The sequence below is a fragment of the Mycobacteroides sp. LB1 genome (genome assembly GCF_013449725.1).
Taxonomy (GTDB): domain Bacteria; phylum Actinomycetota; class Actinomycetes; order Mycobacteriales; family Mycobacteriaceae; genus Mycobacterium.
Genome location: NZ_JACCFF010000002.1, coordinates 557,127 through 574,857, shown reverse-complemented (window position 1 = coordinate 574,857; position 17,731 = coordinate 557,127). Strand labels below are relative to the sequence as shown.

The following is a 17,731-nucleotide window of genomic DNA, read 5'->3' as shown; positions in this document are numbered from 1 at the left end:
TTGTGGGTGACCCCTCGCAGTCTAGATAGGGTAGCCTCCACGTAGTTAGGGCAGCCTTTACTAAGAGTGAAAACGCGAGGTGAGATCGAGTTGCGCACCGTGAGCGGGGGTGACGTCGAGGTAGGCGTGACCAACGGAGGGGCGTCGGCGAACTTCGATCCCGATACCGCACCTCCGCTGTCGGACGGGCAGCAGCGGATGTGGTTCGCCCACGCGGTGAAGCCCGCGCTGATGAACCTCTGCCGGTCGTACCGATTCAGCGGTGAGTTGGATGCCGACAGGCTGCGGGCCGCGGTCACCGTCGTCACGGCTCGCCACGAGGTGCTGCGTACGACCTTCCACGCCGGCACCGATGGCGGTCCGCTCGCGGTGCGGCACAACGACCTGATGCCCCGATGGGCGGAGCATGATGTGGCCGAGCTCGTGGGCGCCGCCCAACAGCTCCGGCTCAGCGTGCTGGCACAACGCGAATTCGGGACCGCATTCGATCTCACCGTCGAATCGCCGTTGCGCGTCACGGTAATCCGTACTGGCGCCACGGAGCACGTCATGCTCGTGGTCGCCCACCGCATCGCCTGGGACGACGCCTCGTGGCCGGTGTTCCTCGCCGACCTGACCACCGCCTACACGCAGGGCGCCATCACGGCGCCGCTGACGCCACGGCCACGGCCACGGCAGGACGGTGCCGACGGTGCAGATCTCGACTACTGGCGCGAGGAGCTGGCGAATCCTCCTGAACCACTCGAGCTTCCGGGGCCAAATGGCTCGGTGGTGCCGTCTTCCCGGAAGGCTGCACGGTGCACCACTCGCCTCTCTGTGAACACAATGCGGCATGTCGAGCAGCTAGCCCAGGAAGCCGAGACCACGCCGTACGTGGTGCTGCTGGCCGCCTATTCCGCTCTGCTGCATCGCTATACCCATGCCGAGGACTTCTTGGTGGCCGCCCCGGTGCCCAACCGTGACGTCGATGTACAGGGCAGAATCGGATACTTCGGCAATACCATCGCCCTGCGCATGCGTCCGTACGGTCGTGCGAGTTTCCGCGACCTGCTGGAGCAGACCCGTCGAATCACTCAGGATGGTGCGGCGCATCAGCGCGTGAGTCTCGACCGGGTGGTCCGCGAGCTCAACCCCGATCGTCGTCACGGTGTCGAACGCTTCCCCCGGGTGAGCTTCGAGGTCGCCGAATTCGATCGTGCCGGATTCTGTCCGCCCGGAATACGCTGTGAACGTGCGTCGTTGAACGGCCTCGTCACGCCCGTGCCACTTGGGCTCACGGTCGAAACGACCCCCGATGGTGCTGACATCGTGGCCGAGTATCTGGTCGAGGTGTTGGACGAGGGGTTGACGGCGCAGCTGCTCCGTCACTTCGTTAACCTGCTCGACTCCGCGCTCGCCGATCCGGATCGTCGGTTGGCGAGCCTGACGCTGATGGACGCTCGGGAAGCCGAGTGGCTGCGGGAGGTATCCGCAGGGGAGAGGTTCGAGGCGGCGCCCGCGGCGCTCGGCGATCTCGTCGCCGCCCGCGCAGCCGTGCAACCGGATGCCACCGCCCTCGTTTACGAGGGTCGCCACTTCTCGTACCGCGAAACCAACGAACTGTCGAATCGTTTGGCGCACTGGCTCATCCAGCAGGGTATCGGCACAGAAGATCGTGTCGCGGTACTTCTTGACAAGTCGCCGGAGCTGATCATCACCGCGCTCGCCATCGCCAAGGCCGGTGCGGTCTATCTGCCCATCGACTCCGAATACCCCGCCAATCGCATCGCCCACATTCTCGCCGATGCACAACCCAAGCTTGTTATCAGAGAGCCGATTACCGGCGTCGAGCAGTTCGATGCCCGCGAACCTGTCGATGCCGATCGTGTGCGGCCGCTGACGCCCGACAACGCCGCCTATCTCATCTACACGTCCGGTTCGACGGGATTACCCAAGGGTGTGACGGTCTCGCATCGCCCCCTTACCGAGTACTTCAACTGGTTCCGTGCCGAGTACCGGGTCAGCGGATCCGATCGCGTGCTGCAGGTGGCGTCGCCGAGCTTCGATGTATCGGTGGGCGAGATCTTCGGCATCCTCAGTTGTGGCGGCCGCCTGGTAATTCCGCGGCCCGGCGGGCTTGGCGACGTCGCCTATCTGACGGATCTGTTGAACACCGAGGCTGTCACCTCGATGCATATGGTGCCCTCGTTGCTCGGGTTGGTCCTATCGCTACCCGGTGTGACACAGTGGAAGTCGTTACGTCGGGTGCCGGTGGGCGGGGAGGCGTTACCCGGAAGGGTCGCGGACAAGTTCCACGCCACCTTCGATGCCTCCCTGCATAACTTCTACGGACCGACAGAGACGGTCATCAACGCCTCGCGGTACAAGGTTCGCGGGATCCAGGGCACGCGGACGGTGCCGATCGGCACTCCCAAGATCAACACACAGATCCACATTCTGGACGAAGCGCTCCGACCGGTGCCGGTGGGCGTCGTCGGCGAGATCTACATCGGTGGGACGCATCTGGCGCGCGGATATCATCGTGCTGCCGGTCTCACCGCGCAGCGGTTCATCGCCGACCCGTTCGCTCCGGGCCTGCGGATGTATCGATCCGGGGATCTCGCGCGGCGCAATGCTATTGGGGATATCGAGTTTATCGGACGTGCTGACGAACAGGTGAAGGTCCGTGGATTCCGTATCGAGCTTGGTGAGATCTCGTCGGCTATCGAGGTGGACCCGAGTGTCGGCCGGGCACTTGTCGTGGTCGATGAGCTGCCGCACCTCGGCAAGCGTCTCGTCGCGTATCTAACGCCCGTTGGCGGACACGTTGTCGATATCGACCGGATCCGTTCCAGGGTCTCGGCGGCCTTGCCCGATTACATGATCCCTGCCGCGTACGTGGTGCTCGACGAGATTCCCATTACCCCGCACGGCAAGATCGACAGGGAAGCACTGCCCGCAGCCGATTTCGGGTCGGTGACCGAGCACCGGAAGCCGAAAACCGCGACGCAGCGGCGAGTGGCCGCCCTCTTCGCGCGGCTACTCGGATCCTCGTCCGTGGGAGTGGACGACTCCTTCGTCGCTCTCGGAGGCCATTCACTGCTGGCGACCAACCTCTCGGCAGCGATCCTGTCCGAATGCGGAGTGGAGATCGATATCCGCGAGATCCTGGAGCAGGGCACCGTCGCGAGCCTGGCCCGGCTGGTCGACCAAGGTCGAATCGGCAGTGCCGCCGATGCCGAGGATTCTGCGGATGAAGCGGAACCCATCCCGCTGCTCCCGAGCGGGCGCCGTCTCTATGAGCACGGAAACCCGCGCAGGCTCGCCGAGACCGGTGTCTTCTGGCTACCTCAGGGCATTACCCGATCCGCGCTGGAGGAGCTTCTCGGCGCCTTGGTCGGAGAACATGAGGTGCTGCGTAGTCGGCTCGACCGCGAAAGCATGGCACTGGTCCCGCGGGTACGGCAGGCTCTCCGATTCGTCGAGATCATCGTGGCGGATCCTTCCGATGCTGTCAGCGTTGAGATGGCCCGTGCCGTGGATCGGCTTGACCCCGAACAGGGTTGGATGCTGTCGGCAGTGTGGCTGCACCCCGAGGACGGGCCCGGAGTCCTGATCCTCGCCGTCCATCATCTCGCCGCCGACCCGGTGTCCTGGCAGGTCATCATGCATGAGCTGGAGTCCCGCTGGAAGGCGCTGACAACAGGTGCGCTGCCGCCTCTCACCCAGTCAGGTACCGGATACCGGCGCTGGGCCAACGCGTTGGCCGCGGAGGCCGATGGCGTGGGTAGCCTACCGTTCTGGATCGCCCAGCTCGATGGCGAAGACCCCGAAATCGGTTCGCGTCGAATAGTTCCCGAGTTGGATCGGGAGGGCGACGTCGCGGTCACCGTCGAATCCGCACCGGCCGATGTCAGTGCAGTACTGCTGAATTCGGGAATCCCGATGGATCAGCTGCTCGCGGCGGCCACGGCACGCACCGTGGCACAGTGGCGCCGCCTCCGCGGACAACCCGCGGTCGAATCGCTGCTGGCGGTGCAGATCCCCGGACGAGGGGAGGCCAACGCTGAAACCGTCGGCCTGCTCAGCACGGTGTACCCGTTGCGCATCGGCGGTGCCGATCCGCTTGGCGTCGGGCCGCGGGGCCTGGTGGAGCGTGTCGCCCGGCAGTACAGCGCGATGCCCGGGCGGAACATCGATTACGGGCTGTTGCGATACCTGCGCGCCGATACCAGTGCGGTGCTGCGGCAATATCGCGATCCGCAGATCCTGCTGACGTATCTAGGGCACGATCGCGAGTTCAGGGGAGATCTTCTTCGGCGTGACGGGCTGCTGTCGGTATCGGGTTCGCCGGTGCCCGAACCAGATTCGGCGGTGCGTCACGAACTCACCATCGCGGTGCTGATCATGGACACCACCGAGGGGCCGGCCATCGCGACCCTGTGGCGCGCGATTCCGGAGGTGCTCGGCCGGTCGGAGGTCGCCGAGCTGCAATCGATATGGCATGAACAGCTGGGGACTCTGGCGAAGGAGCAATGGTGACGTCGACATTGGCAGTGATAGGTGCGGGTGCCAAGGCAGTCGCGGTCGCAGCGAAGGCAGCGGTGCTGCGCGAGTGCGGTGCGGATGTACCCGATGTGGTGGCGATCGAACGTCAACAGATCGGCGCCAACTGGCAGGCATGTGGCGGCTGGACGGATGGACAGCACCGGCTGGGGACGAGCCCCGAGAAGGATGTGGGCTTTCCGTACCGGTCCGCGGTGCTGCCAGGACACAATGCCGAGATCGACGCTCGGATGATGCGGCTGAGCTGGCAGTCGTACCTCATCGCCACCGGCCAGTTCGCCGAGTGGGTCGACCGTGACAAGCCCGCGCCAACGCACAAGCGCTGGGCCGACTACCTGACGTGGGTGGCCAACACCGTCGATATGAAGGTCGTCCAGGGTGAGGTGACCGGGCTGTCCATCGATGACGACAGATGGGTGGTGCGCACCAACGATTGCTCCATTGCTGCGGACGCGGTCATGGTGACCGGACCCGGACAGCCGGAACGGTCGGTGCTGCCCGAGCATCCGAATGTCTTGTCCATCGCTGAGTTCTGGCGCCGTTGTGCGGGGCCTACGCGCCTCACTGCGGAACGCGTGGCTGTGATCGGTGGGGGAGAGACCGCCGCATCGGTGCTCAATGAGCTTTTTGGACACCGAATTTCGACGATCACCGTCATTTCGCCCGGCGTCACGTTGTTCACCCGCGGTGAGGGTTACTTCGAGAACGCTTTGTTCAGCGATCCGACTGGATGGCTGCACCACAGCATGGCGGAACGGCGCGACGCGTTGAACCGTACAGATCGCGGGGTGTTCTCGTCGCGCGTGCAGGAGTCGCTGCTGGCCGATGATCGCATCCGGCATCTCCGGGGCCGAGTCGCCCACGCCGTTGCCCTTGAAGACCGGATCAGACTGACGCTGCGCAGCGACCGTGCCGGCGAGCCATCCGAGACCGTGCATGGCTTCGATCTGGTGATTGACGGAGCGGGTGCTGACGCATTGTGGTTCCTGCCGCTGTTCGACCAGAGCGCCCTCGATCTTATGGAGCTCAAGCTGGGTGCTCGTATGGATGGGGACAACGCGGGAAATGTCTTGCAGGAGTCCCTGGGCCACGACTTGTCGGTCAACGGCCTTACCCCCAAGCTCATCCTGCCGACGCTCTCGGGTCTGACTCAGGGCCCGGGTTTCCCTAATCTCAGCTGTCTCGGGTTGCTGTCCGATCGCGTGCTCGGTGGACCCATCCGCGCCCAGTCGGCTCGCCGCGAAAGGAAAACAAGTGAGTATCAACCCATTTGATGATGAGAGTGGCACCTTCTACGTGCTGGTCAACGCCGAGGAGCAACATAGCCTCTGGCCCACTTCCATTGAGGTTCCGGCGCAGTGGCGGGTGGCCTTCGGTGAGGCCTCGCGTGCCGACTGCGTCGAATACGTCGAGGCTAACTGGACAGATATGCGCCCTAGGAGCCTGCGCGACGCCATGGCGGGCGGTTAGCGGCAGGTGGTAAGAAAGACCGGGTGGACCCAGATAGATTCCGCAGTGGCGAACCCGATCACACCGCCGTACGTACCGCCCTCTGGCGGGCGCTGCATGTGGAACTGGATTCGTCGCCGCATGTACTGACAGACGTGATCGGTCTGCAGCTGGTGGCACCACCCGCTGACTGGCGTCAGCGTCCCGATATGGATCCGCAGGGTTCGGTCGCCTCACGTCTAGGCATGGTGGCGCGTGCCCGGTTCGTCGAGGACCTGGCCGATCAGCAGTCGGAGCGCGGGGTAGGGCAGTACGTGATTCTGGGTGCGGGTCTGGACACCTTCGCGCAGCGACATCTCGATGCGGGCGAGCGTCTCACCGTTTTCGAGGTGGACCAACTTGCCACCCAGGAATGGAAACGAAAGCGGCTGACCGAGCTGGGATTCGAGATCCCAGACTGGCTACGGCTGGTCCCGGTCGACTTCGAGGCCGGCGGGTCGTGGTCGGATCAACTGCTCACCGCGGGATTCGACGCGGATCGTCCCGCGGTGGTGGCGTCCACCGGGGTCAGCATGTATCTCACACGCGAGGCGATCGCGGCGACGCTGCGTCAATGTGCCTTGCTGGCGCCGGGTTCCACTGTGGCGATGACGTTCCTGTTGCCGTTGGGCCTGCTCGATGAGCGGGAACGCCCCGTCCGGCAGATGATCGTGTCGATGACGGCCGAATCGGGCACACCCTGGGTCAGTTTCTTCGCGCCCGGCGAGATGCTTGCGCTCGCCCGTGAGTGCGGTTTCTCCCAGGCATCCCATGTCTCGGGGCATGAGCTGATCGAGCGCTACTTCCCGGGCCGCGGCGGCGGGCCGAATGCCCTTAACGCAGAAGAATTTCTGGTCGCGACGAGCTAGCTCACCGCGTCGGCGGCGATGCGCCATCCGGAGGTCGACTCCTGCTGGCGCCAGAACTCGGCGAAACGTCCTCCGAGAGCACTGAGTTCGGCGATCGAACCCTGCTCGACGATCTGACCCTCGTCCACGAATAGGACATGATCCGCGTTGCGGATCGCGCTGAGTCGGTGGGCGATCATGACCCGAGTACGGATACGCGGATCGTTGCCGATGGCCTCGGTGACCGCTGTCTCGTTCTCGGTGTCCAGGGCGCTGGTGGCCTCGTCGATCAGCAGGATGGGCGCGGGTTTCACGAGCGCGCGGGCGATACTGACCCGTTGGCGCTCACCACCGGACAAGGCTGTACCTGCCTCGCCGACCCGGGATCGCTCGCCATCCGGCAGACGATCGACTACCTCGTCCACACGCGCGAGTGTCATTGCCCGACGGGCCTCTTCGTCCCCCGCCGTGGGGTGTCCGACAAGAACGTTGTCCCGGATCGGGCCGTCGAACAGATACGGGTGCTGGAACACCATGCTCACCAACGCTCGGCGGGTGGCGGTGTCGACGGTCGCGACATCGATTCCGTCGAGCAGGATTTGGCCGTTGACCGGCCGCTGTAGGCCGGCGATGAGGGAGAGGATGGTGCTCTTCCCGGAGCCCGAGGGACCGACGATTGCGGTGGTGGTTCCCGGTTCCAAGGTGAAGTCGAGGTCCGTGAGCACCTGTTCCTCCGCACCGTCGTAGCGGAAGCCGACATTGCGGAATTCGATACGCGGGGCGGGAGTTTCGGAGGACGCGACGGCGTCGCCGGGTTGATCCACGGCCTCGGTGGTGATGATCGTATGGAGGCGTTCGAACACACCGCGTGAGTTCTCGACGGCACCGCCCAGGCCCGCCAGTACGGTGAACGGCTCAAGGAACCGCACCACGACGACCATCAGCGCGACGGCCTCGGGAGCCCCGATCTCACCACGCACGGCAAGCACCGTGGCGGTGCCCGCCAGCAGAATGAGGGCGATCTGGCTCACGATGGTGAACAGCAGCTGACCGGGAATCTGGAAGAGCAACAGCCGCATGGTCGCGCCCCGGGCCGTCGCCACTGCCTCGCCGGCCTGGCTGCGAGCTGGGCTAACGCGACGGCTCGCGCGCAGTGCCGCTTGGGTGCGTGCGAACTCAAGGATTCGTTCGGTGAGTCCGCTGTGCGCCTTGGCGTCTGCTTTGTCGGCGGCCCGCACGATGCGGATACTCGCGAGCAGCGCGCCGAGTAACAGCGGGAGGGTGACGGCGGCCGCGACGCCCAGCTTCCACGAGATGAAGAACAGCCCGATCGTGATTGCCGTGGGTAGCAGCACGGCACCAACCAGAGGGGTGAGCAGGTTCGCGATGAACCCCACGAGATCGGGGCCACCGGACGAGATCGCCTGGCGCGCCATCGCGGTGCGCTCGGCGGTGAACCAGCCCAGCGGTATATGGGTGAGCCGGTCGGCCACCCGGTGCTGCGAGTCGTTCAGTAGTGCGAACCCAATGCGGTAGCCGATACGGGCCTGCATGGTATCTACTGCCCACCCCGCTACCGTCACGGCGGTGAGCACGCCGAGCCACGGAAAAGCGGCAGTGGGTGTGGCGCCGAACAGGGCGCCCAGTAGCGGCACGAGCAGCAGGCAACCCGCCGCGCGCAGCGCTACCGAGAGTAGTGACAGCACCGCATAGGCATAGAGGGGGCCACGGTGACCAGGCGGGATCAGTCGAATCAGGTTGGAAAGCATCAGATGTTCTCTCCGGCTAGGACGACTGACGACTCTTCGAGACGGCCATCCCAGAGCCGCCGGTACCGCCCGTCGGCGGCGAGCAGCTGGGCGTGGGTGCCGGTTTCTACGAGGCGGCCATGGTCCAGGACCACGATCTGGTCGGCATCGGCGATGGTGTGCAACCGGTGCGCGATCACCAGCACGGTCCGGCTGTGGATCAGGCGGCCCAGTGCCTGTTGGACCAGGTACTCGGATTCGGGGTCGGCGAAGGCGGTGGCCTCGTCCAGGATCAGGATTGGAGTGTCCGCTAGGAGGGCGCGGGCGATGGTGAGTCGCTGCTTCTCGCCCCCGGACAGCTGGGTGTTCGTGTCTAGCACCGTGTCATAACCGTTGGGGAGGCGCAGGATTCGTTCATGGATCTGCGCATCTCGGGCTGCTGACTCGACCTCGGCGTTCGTGGCCGCGGGACGGGCCAGTGCGATGTTCTCGCGGACTGTTCCTGCGACCAGCTGCACATCCTGGAAGACGAATCCCACCTTCGTGTACAGCTCGTCCGGGGTCAGTGCCCGGATGTCGGCGCCGTCGATCCGGATGGCCCCGCCGTTGACGTCGTGGAACCGCGCCAGCAGGGAGGCCAGCGTTGACTTCCCGGACCCAGAAGGTCCCACGAGTGCCGTCACGGTTCCGGGCCGCAGCGTCAGGGTGACGTCGTGGATGACGGGCACTCCGGGCCGGTAGCCGAAGGTGACGTGTTCAAACGACACAGAGGAAACTCCACCAGGGGATGCCGGCTCGTGGACGACTCCCAGTTCGGTTTCGTTGAGGGCGACAGCGATATGCCGCGCGCCCTCAACGCCGCCGCGAATACCGCCGAGGCCGTATGCGATTCCCAGCAGGCGGGTGCCAAAGGTGGTGCCGAGCATCAGGAACGGCAGCAGGGTGGTGGGTTGCATGGTTCCCGCGACGACGAAAAAGGTACCGGCCGCGGCGATGAGCCACAGAAAGGTCGTCGGTCGGGTGGCCAGATCCATGAAGGTCTTCTTCCCGATGAACGGCCGCTGCCACTCGTTCAGGAAGGTGAGGTACCCGTCTAGCTTGCGCTTGAACGAGGACGCTGCCGCGCCACCGAATACCCGGATCACCGGCTGCCCTTCGAGATAAGCGGTCGACTCGCTACTCATCCGTTCGGCCCAACGGGAGGCCTCGATGATCTTCGGGCCGCTTTGGAACATCATCGTCGCCGTGGTCACCACGTAGACGAGGATCGGGATGAGAAGGATAAGCGCCATGCGCCAGTCGACGATGAACAGGTACACCAGCACTGCCACCGGGCCGACGACCGCGGCCACCGCATCGGGGATCGCGTGGGTGATCAGGTAGTGCAAGGACAACGTGTCGTCCTGGATGAGCTTTTTGACCGCTCCAGAGCCACGCTGGGTGAACCACCCCAAGGGAACTCGGGACAGTTTGTCCAGTAACCGGCCCCGGATGCCTGCGCTGAACCGGACGTCGACGATATGCAGCCAGAGCGTGAGTGCGGCGCCCAGTCCGGCGCCCAGCACCAGCAGCGTCAGGAACACACTTCCGGTGTGCCACAACCGGTTCTCATCGGCACCGGCCAATAGCAGCCGCGTCAACTCCACCAGGACGACGAACGGTGCCAGCTCGATCAGGGTGATGATTGCTTGCAGCACACCGCTGGCGATCATCTGCTTCTTGACCGGCGCCAACAATTCACTCGCCGCTTGCGACCGCCAGCGTCCTTGGGGGACAGCGTGTTCGGGAGCTGGTGTGGGTTTGGTCGGCGCAGAAGGCTTCGATGCGGGTGCCTGAGGTGCCTCGGTATCCCCGCGTCGGCTTCCCATCGCGCGGCCGAATGTCCAGTACGCCGCGGCGTGCAGATCCGCCTTCGGGAATCCGAACTCCTCCCGTAGCCGCTTACGGAGATGCTTGAGCGATCCCGCTTCGGGACCCGCCCACGCATACCAATTGGACCAGTCGCGATCCGCGATGGCGGCGGCGAGCGATGTCTCGTCGGCGCGGTCCACCCAATGCAGGCGCCGCCGGAGATGGTCGGTCAGGGGGATCAGTTCGTCGTCGGGGCTGTGCCGTTCTAGGTACACCTCGACGTCTACATCGGCGGGTAGGGCGGCCACGATCGAGTTGATCGCCGGGATCGATGCGGCGTCGCCGATGAGCAGGAACCCGGCCGGAAGATCCTCGGGTATCTCGAAACGGGAGGAGCCGAAGGACACCACCGGAATCGTCATGCCCGGTTGCACACCGGTCGCCCACTGGCAGGCGGGACCGGCGGGTTCGTGGATCACGACATCGATGGTGAATTCGCCCGCATCGGCGTCCGTCGACACGATGGTGTAGGCCCGTTGGTGCTCGGTGGCGCCGCCGGCGGGGTCGGGGAACCAGAACCGAAGCCATTCGGCGGGGGTGTGCAGGAGGTCTTCGAACAACGTCGGCGCTGACATGCCGATCCGTATGCAATTCGGTGCGACGTGCGTGGTCCCGACGACGGTCGCCAGGTGGTCGCGCGCGCCGAGTCCACGTAGCACCGCGCCCTGGAACCCTCTACCCATGCTTATGTGACCTTTGTTCGTTACCCACCCTTACTTAGCCCATCCTAACCTAAGGGACGTTGGCGGGGTCAGGCACGAACAACCTCGTCTGGCTCGGCCGGTTCAGCCCCATGGGAATCCACACAGGGGATATCCGTTCCAGCGATCGACGCCCCGGCGGTCTCTATGAGGAACGGCAGGGCACACAATCCGACGACACAGGCCAGCATGAGATAGGTGGCGGGGAAGAGATCCCATCCGGTCTTGTCGACCATGAGGTCGTTCACCAGCGGCGCGGTGCCACCGAACGCTGCGGTCGACAGGTTGTACGAGATCGCGAATCCCGCATAGCGGACTTGAGTGGGGAACATGCACGGGAAGGTCGCGGTGATGGTGGACAGCTGAGGTATGTATAGCAATCCGAGAACAGCGAAACCGATTATCGCCCAGCCCAATCCCTGTCCCATAAGCCAGTACATGGGTAACGCGAGCACCAGCAGGCCGGTCAAGGAGAACCACCACATGGGTTTTCGCCCAACGCGATCCGACAGCGCGCCGCAGAAGGGCAGGAATGCCATCATCGCGATCTCACCGATCAGGATGACGATCTGGCCCTGTGTCTCGGTCATGCCGAGCCTGGTCTTCAGATAGGTCGGCTGATAACTGAGCAGCGTGTAGTTGGTGATGTTCAGGGCGATCACCAGCAGCATCATCACGATCATGGGCCGCTTGTATTCACGCACCAGATCCTTGAGCCGTTCGAACGCGGTCGCAACACCCTCCCCGCCCTGCTGTTCCTGCCGCTGCACCTCGACGAACAGCGGCGGATCATCGAGACGGCTTCGCAGATACCAGCCGATGAGCCCCATCGGGAGCGCGAGGAGGAACGGAATGCGCCATCCCCAGGAGTGCATCGCTTCCGCGCCGAGCGTGGCGTCAAGGACCAGTACGAACGCGGCGCCGGTCGCGAATCCGCCCAAGGTGCCGAATTCGAGGAAGGATCCGTACTTGCCGCGTTTCTTATCCGGCGCGAACTCCGCCATAAACGTTGCCGCACCGCCGTATTCGCCGCCGGTGGAGAAGCCCTGGATCACCCGCAGCAGGATCAAAAGCGCGGGGGCCGCGGCGCCGATCGTCGCCCAGCTGGGCAATACGCCAATGAGTGTGGTGGACAACGCCATCAGCACGATGGTGATGGCCATGACGCTCTTGCTGCCTAACTTGTCGCCCAGCGGTCCCCAGATCATTCCGCCGAGGGGGCGCAACAGGAACGAGATCGCGTACCCCAGCATCGTGAATGCGGTGCCCAGGGTGGGGAAGAAGGCCTGCGTCAGGAATGTGGTGGTGGCGGCATAGACGCCGTAGTCGTACCACTCGGTGGCGTTCCCCATCGCCGATGCCGCGATGGCTCTGTTGAGTAGTCGCCGGCCCTCCGGAGCCTGAAGGTCTGGGCCGGCGGTCGTCATCAGGGGGTGCCTGGCGATTGGTGGGTCAGCGGGGTGAAGGTGCGCGCGGCGATGTATTCAGGACGCGGCTCCGATCCGGCAAAGGGTCTTTCGGGCGCGTTCTCCACCGAGTTGAACACCAGGAACACATTCGACCGAGGGTAGGGGCTGATGTTCGACCCGGAGCCGTGCATGAGGTTGCAGTCGAACCACAGCGCATCACCCGGCTGTCCGAGGAAGAGTTCGATACCGCTCGTGATCGCAGCCTCGGCAAGAGTTTGAGTGGACGGCACACCAATGTCCTGTTCCACCAGTGATTTCCGATGGTTATCGAGTGGGGTTGCGCCGACGCAGGGGTAGAAGGTGCGGTGCGTGCCCGGCATCACCTGCAGCGACCCGTTGTAGGCGACGTTGACGGTCAACGCGATTGAGCATGACACCGTGCGCATTTGGGGGAGCCCGTCCTCGCTGTGCCAGGTCTCAAAGTCCGAATGCCAGTAGAAGCCGCGGCCTCTGAATGCCGGCATCGCGTTGATACGCGACTGATGCAGATACACCGGGCCACCCAGTAGCTGTTCGGCGACGTCGAGCACACCCGGCGAGCACGCCACGTCCATCACCACCGAGCTCAGGACATGTGCTTCGAAGATGGAGCGCACCTCCTGTGAGCCGGCTTCCCGGATGATCCTGGGATCATCGCCCAATGTCGATGGCACCCTGTCGATCTCGTTTCTCAAAGCGGAGACGGTCATCTCGTCGACGGTGCTCGGCCGGATCAGGAAGCCCTGATCGGACATCTGGGTGAGCGCTGGTGGGGCCAGCGGTCCTGCGTTCGTGGCGCCCCAGACCACGGGCTCGTTTCGGAGGATCGGAGCCTGCTCGGCCTCGAGGCGGCTGGGGTAGCGATCGGTGATCGCGGGGGTACTCATGACAGGGCAGGCGCGGCCGGATATGCGCCGGACTCGTCGTGGACCTCCCGCCCGGTGACGGGAGGATTGAACACGCACATCATGCGCATCTCGGTATCGGCGTAAAGCTGGTGCCGCTCATTGCCGTCGAGCAGATACATGCTGCCTGGCGCCAGGGCGAACACGTCGCCGTTCTCCAGGTTGGTCAGCGTACCGGTACCTACAGTGAGCCACACCGCCTCGATGTGGTGCTGGTAGTGGAAGACGTGGACGGTTCCCGCGTCGATGGTGGTTTCGTGGAAGGAGAACCCGACTCCGTCATCCGCCAGGACGATCCGCTTGCTATGCCAGCCTTCGCCACTGACATCGCGTTCGGTACCCGTGATCTGTTGGGTAGTACGGACTATCAAGATAGTTCCTTTCGTCTTTATGCGTTGTGACTACGCCGATTCGGCGATGGCTTCACGCAGAGTGGCGATGCCGATATCGAGCTGCTCATCGGTGGTGGTCAGCGCGGGCAACAGTTTGACCACCTCGTCCTTGGGCCCGGAGGTCTCCACCAGCAGGCCCCGCTCGAAAGCGGCCTGGCTCACTCGCGAGCCCCGTTCGGTATCAGTGAATGCGATGCCCTGGACCATGCCGCGGCCGCGTACCGACACCGAGTCGTCATCGGCCACCAGTGCGGTCAGCTCGGCATTAAGCCGATCACCCTTGCGGCGTACGTCATCACTGAATGTGCTGTCCTGCCAATACTTCTGCAATGTCGCGGTCGCGGTGACGAATGCTGGATTGTTTCCTCGGAAGGTCCCGTTGTGCTCGCCGGGGGCCCACTGATCGAGATCCGGGCGGATCAGGGTCAGGGCCATCGGCAGGCCGTAACCGCTGATGGATTTGGACAGCGTCACGATATCGGGACGAATGCCCGCATCTTCGAAGGAGAAGAACGCACCCGTTCGGCCGCAACCCATCTGCACGTCGTCAACGATGAGGATGATGTCCCGCGTCCGGCACAGATCGGAGAGTGCCCGCAGCCATTCGGCACGGGCGACGTTGACTCCACCCTCACCCTGCACGGTCTCGACGATCACCGCCGCCGGCTGGTTCAGGCCGCCGCCCTCGTCGTCGAGAACCTTCTCGAACCACTGGAAGTCCTCGGTGACACCACCGAAGTAGTTGTCATAGGGCATCGGGGTGGAGTGCACAAGCGGCACGCCGGCTCCGGCACGCTTCATCGAATTACCGGTAACCGCCAGCGATCCCAACGTCATCCCGTGGAATGCATTGGTGAAGCTGATGATTGACTCACGCCCCGTTATGTTCCGCGCCAGCTTGAGTGCGGCCTCGACGGCATTGGTCCCGGTGGGGCCGGGGAACTGCACCTTGTAGTCCATGCCGCGGGGCAGCAGGATGGTCCGCTCGAACTCTTCGAGGAAGTGCTGCTTGGCTACCGTGGCCATATCCAGGCCGTGGACCACCCCGTCAGTCGTCAGGTAGTCGATGAGGGCGGTCTTGAGCACCGGGTTGTTGTGGCCGTAGTTGAGTGCGCCCGCGCCGGCGAAGAAGTCCAGATAGCGCTCACCGGTGGTGTTGGTCAGCCAAGATCCGGAGGCTGAGGCGAACGTCGTGGGCCAGCTCCGGCAATAGCTCCGCACCTCGGATTCACGTTCGTTGATGACCTTCGGCAGTCCGGCTCCCTGAGCGGACAAGGTGGCGGTCATGTGTGTATCCCCTTTCGGCCCAGTGTGTTTAGGACCAAATTGTTAGGCCCGGTTATTGGGCGTTTTATGCGGATCTTGCGGAGTGAGCCGCAGTAGCGGCTCTGCCTCATGCGCGTCGGGAAAGAGTTCCAACCCGAATCCGGTGGATTCGGTGAGCACCATGCCCCGTCGTCGAGCAAATCCGGCGAATAGCGCACGTGAGGCCATATTCGACTGTGTCACAGTGGTTTCCATGACGAGAGGTTCGCCTTGTAAGGCCGCGAGAGAGTCCGCGAGCCAAGCCAGCATGCTGGCGGCTAGTCCCTTTCCACGGGATGCCTCGTCAACCCCGACCTGCCAGATCATCAATGAACCGGATGGGCGAATGTATCCGGTGATGAAACCGACCGGTTGGTTGTCGATTGTGGCAACGACGGATGTAGAGGGAAAGTCGGTGCACCACAACAGGTATGAGTACGAAGAGTTGACGTCTAGCACGCCGGAGTCACGCGCCATGCGCCACATGTGACGAGCGTCCGACTGGGTCGGGTGGCTCATGGACCACACGGCGGTACAACGTTTTTCGGTCTTCAGTTCAGTATCGGCCACTAAAAATCACCATCACCACAACATGTTTCGTATCAACTCGGGTTTCGTACCGTTCGACCGTAACCACATGGACACCCGAATAGCCAGGACGGGCAGCGGCGAGCCGGGTCAACACATGGCGTTTGCCGAGGGTATACACCTGATGTGACGCTCGTCACATTTTTGCAGGACGCTCGAACTTGACGCGATCTTGACGTGTGTGCATCCGAGATTGCCGGGCAACGGTCAGGCGTTGGTGCTGAAGCATTGTTCCCAGCGGTCGGCATCGGCCAGCATCTCGCCGGGCGGTGTGGCCCAGCAGGCCGCCACCAGGTCATAGCCGTGGTGAATGAGTGCGGCATGAGCGGGCCAGTGCACCTGGAGCCACTCGGATTCGTCGTGTGCGCTGTCCACCCCGGCCCGAATCGCGCCTTCGAGTTCGAAGGACAGGTCGCGGGCCTCGGCGTAGGCCGCGTCATGGGCGGGCACGGCTCGCGCGGTCACGACGAGTCCGAGAGCCGCCTTCCGGATCCGGGCCTCGGTAAAAGCGAAGGTCCGGCGATGGGCACGCGGTGCGATCAGGTACATCGAGGCCATGGCCACAGCGACGCCGATCATCGTTTCGGCCAGGCGATCGCGCACGATCGATATGACCGATCCGTGCAGAGTGACCACACCCGCGGACAACAGTGCAATGGGGGTCACGAACATGACGGCGACGGCATAGTTACGCGGTAGGAACAGCTCGGTGCAGAACTGCAGTGTCGCGATGGCCGCGATGAGCGCGTATCCGGTGAGAGACAGTTGATAGAGCACCGCGAACAGGCCGAGTCCGATGAGTGTTCCTGCAAACCGCTGCAGCCCACGCACTGTGCCGTGCAGCCGGTCCGGACCCAGATGGACGATCACGAGGGCGCTCAGGATCGCCCACTGCGGTCGCGTCAGGCCGACCGCGGCACTCAGTACTCCGGCCCCGAGGCAGGCGATGCCGACCCGTCCTGCCGTGATGGTGGCGTGCGAACGGAACCGCACCGAGCGGCGTAACCGGTACCAGATGCTGGGTCGCACGACGAGGACGTGATCGCCGGGGATGAGATGGTCGAGCACCATCTTGTTGCCGACCGCGGTCTCGGTAAATCTGCGATGGGTATCGAGCATCGTCGTCACCAAGGGTGAATCGGAACTGGTGGACAGTCCCGCATCGTGGAGGGCCGTCCACGCCGAGGAGATCGCCGCGCCCGCAGCGTGCCGGGCATCGACTGTTGTATTACCGGGCTGGGCATAGGTTTCGACTGCATCAACTGCTCGCTGCACCGCGACACGTTCGGGTTTGTGGCGATCGGTTGCGGCTCCTGCCATCGAAACGGCCACCGCCGCAACTGCTCCCAGGCTTGCGCAGATGAGGATCTGGGTCGGATCCACACCCCATTCGGTGGCACCGAGCGCGCCGCCGCACACCAGGACGAAGAACAACGCGCCCGGCGGCCCGAGCCGAAGTGCATCGACGGTGTACACGACCGGGATCGCGACCGCGGTCAGAGTGAGGATGGTTACCGCCTTGTTGGCGACACCGCCCGGCGCGTACGTACCGACGATGGCACCGAGTGCGGCGATGAACATCAATGCGACGCCCGCGGTGGCCACGACGGCGGCACGCACCCGGTAAGGGCGGCCCTCTCCGTACAGGACCGCGAATGCCCCATAGGTCACGTAGAGCGCGGCATTGGGGTAACCGGCGGCGACGACCAATGCTCCGGGAATGGCGACGGCGGCACCCGCGCGGAGTCCGATGCTCCAGCGCCGTCCCGCCGGTGGGGCAGAGAACAGGATGGAGCGGGCCCGGGCAATCTGTGGAAGCGGATCCGGCGATTCAGGCGCGGGCGGGGTCACA

12 protein-coding genes are annotated in these 17,731 nt (G+C 64.2%); 4 read left to right on the top strand and 8 right to left on the bottom strand.

Annotated elements, in window-relative coordinates; genetic code table 11:
- Positions 1 to 90: 90 nt before the first annotated feature.
- Genes MLB1_RS13550 through MLB1_RS13535 form a run of 4 tightly spaced genes read left to right on the top strand, consistent with a single transcriptional unit; the run spans position 91 to position 6,902 of the window.
- Positions 91 to 4,521 carry a non-ribosomal peptide synthetase gene (locus MLB1_RS13550; RefSeq protein ID WP_180750391.1) on the top strand — a complete coding sequence of 1,477 codons (4,431 nt, stop codon included), beginning with the start codon at positions 91 to 93 and terminating at the stop codon, positions 4,519 to 4,521.
- Positions 4,518 to 5,819: an NADPH-dependent L-lysine N(6)-monooxygenase MbtG gene (gene mbtG, locus MLB1_RS13545; protein ID WP_180750392.1), complete on the top strand. Its 1,302-nt coding sequence runs from the start codon at positions 4,518 to 4,520 to the stop codon at positions 5,817 to 5,819. The genes MLB1_RS13550 and mbtG overlap by 4 nt, the downstream gene beginning before the upstream one ends.
- Positions 5,800 to 6,015: an MbtH family protein gene (locus MLB1_RS13540; RefSeq protein WP_180750306.1), complete on the top strand. Its 216-nt coding sequence runs from the start codon at positions 5,800 to 5,802 to the stop codon at positions 6,013 to 6,015. Before mbtG ends, MLB1_RS13540 begins: the two co-directional genes overlap by 20 nt.
- A 23-nt stretch (positions 6,016 to 6,038) precedes the next feature.
- A complete protein-coding gene (locus MLB1_RS13535) occupies positions 6,039 to 6,902 on the top strand; it encodes a class I SAM-dependent methyltransferase (protein WP_180750305.1) in 864 nt (287 codons plus the stop codon).
- On the opposite strand, the gene MLB1_RS13530 is transcribed toward MLB1_RS13535, so the two are convergent.
- The 8 genes from MLB1_RS13530 to MLB1_RS13495 form a co-directional block, all read right to left on the bottom strand.
- Complete coding sequence (locus MLB1_RS13530; protein WP_180750304.1) at positions 6,899 to 8,650, bottom strand: ABC transporter ATP-binding protein; 1,752 nt, start codon at positions 8,648 to 8,650, stop codon at positions 6,899 to 6,901. The two genes, MLB1_RS13535 and MLB1_RS13530, sit on opposite strands and share 4 nt — an antisense overlap.
- Positions 8,650 to 11,223 carry an ABC transporter ATP-binding protein/permease gene (locus tag MLB1_RS13525; protein WP_180750303.1) on the bottom strand — a complete coding sequence of 858 codons (2,574 nt, stop codon included), beginning with the start codon at positions 11,221 to 11,223 and terminating at the stop codon, positions 8,650 to 8,652. Before MLB1_RS13525 ends, MLB1_RS13530 begins: the two co-directional genes overlap by 1 nt.
- A 68-nt stretch (positions 11,224 to 11,291) precedes the next feature.
- Complete coding sequence (locus MLB1_RS13520; protein WP_180750390.1) at positions 11,292 to 12,593, bottom strand: MFS transporter; 1,302 nt, start codon at positions 12,591 to 12,593, stop codon at positions 11,292 to 11,294.
- Between the two features lie 74 nt (positions 12,594 to 12,667).
- Positions 12,668 to 13,576: an ectoine hydroxylase gene (thpD, locus tag MLB1_RS13515; RefSeq protein WP_180750302.1), complete on the bottom strand. Its 909-nt coding sequence runs from the start codon at positions 13,574 to 13,576 to the stop codon at positions 12,668 to 12,670.
- On the bottom strand, positions 13,573 to 13,965 hold the full coding sequence (locus tag MLB1_RS13510; RefSeq protein ID WP_180750301.1) for an ectoine synthase: 393 nt from the start codon (positions 13,963 to 13,965) through the stop codon (positions 13,573 to 13,575). Before MLB1_RS13510 ends, thpD begins: the two co-directional genes overlap by 4 nt.
- A 30-nt stretch (positions 13,966 to 13,995) precedes the next feature.
- Positions 13,996 to 15,273: a diaminobutyrate--2-oxoglutarate transaminase gene (gene ectB, locus MLB1_RS13505; RefSeq protein WP_180750300.1), complete on the bottom strand. Its 1,278-nt coding sequence runs from the start codon at positions 15,271 to 15,273 to the stop codon at positions 13,996 to 13,998.
- Between the two features lie 42 nt (positions 15,274 to 15,315).
- Positions 15,316 to 15,810 carry a diaminobutyrate acetyltransferase gene (gene ectA / locus MLB1_RS13500; protein WP_180750299.1) on the bottom strand — a complete coding sequence of 165 codons (495 nt, stop codon included), beginning with the start codon at positions 15,808 to 15,810 and terminating at the stop codon, positions 15,316 to 15,318.
- 276 nt (positions 15,811 to 16,086) lie between these two features.
- Positions 16,087 to 17,730: an FUSC family protein gene (locus tag MLB1_RS13495; RefSeq protein WP_180750298.1), complete on the bottom strand. Its 1,644-nt coding sequence runs from the start codon at positions 17,728 to 17,730 to the stop codon at positions 16,087 to 16,089.
- Between the last annotated feature and the right edge of the window lies 1 nt (position 17,731).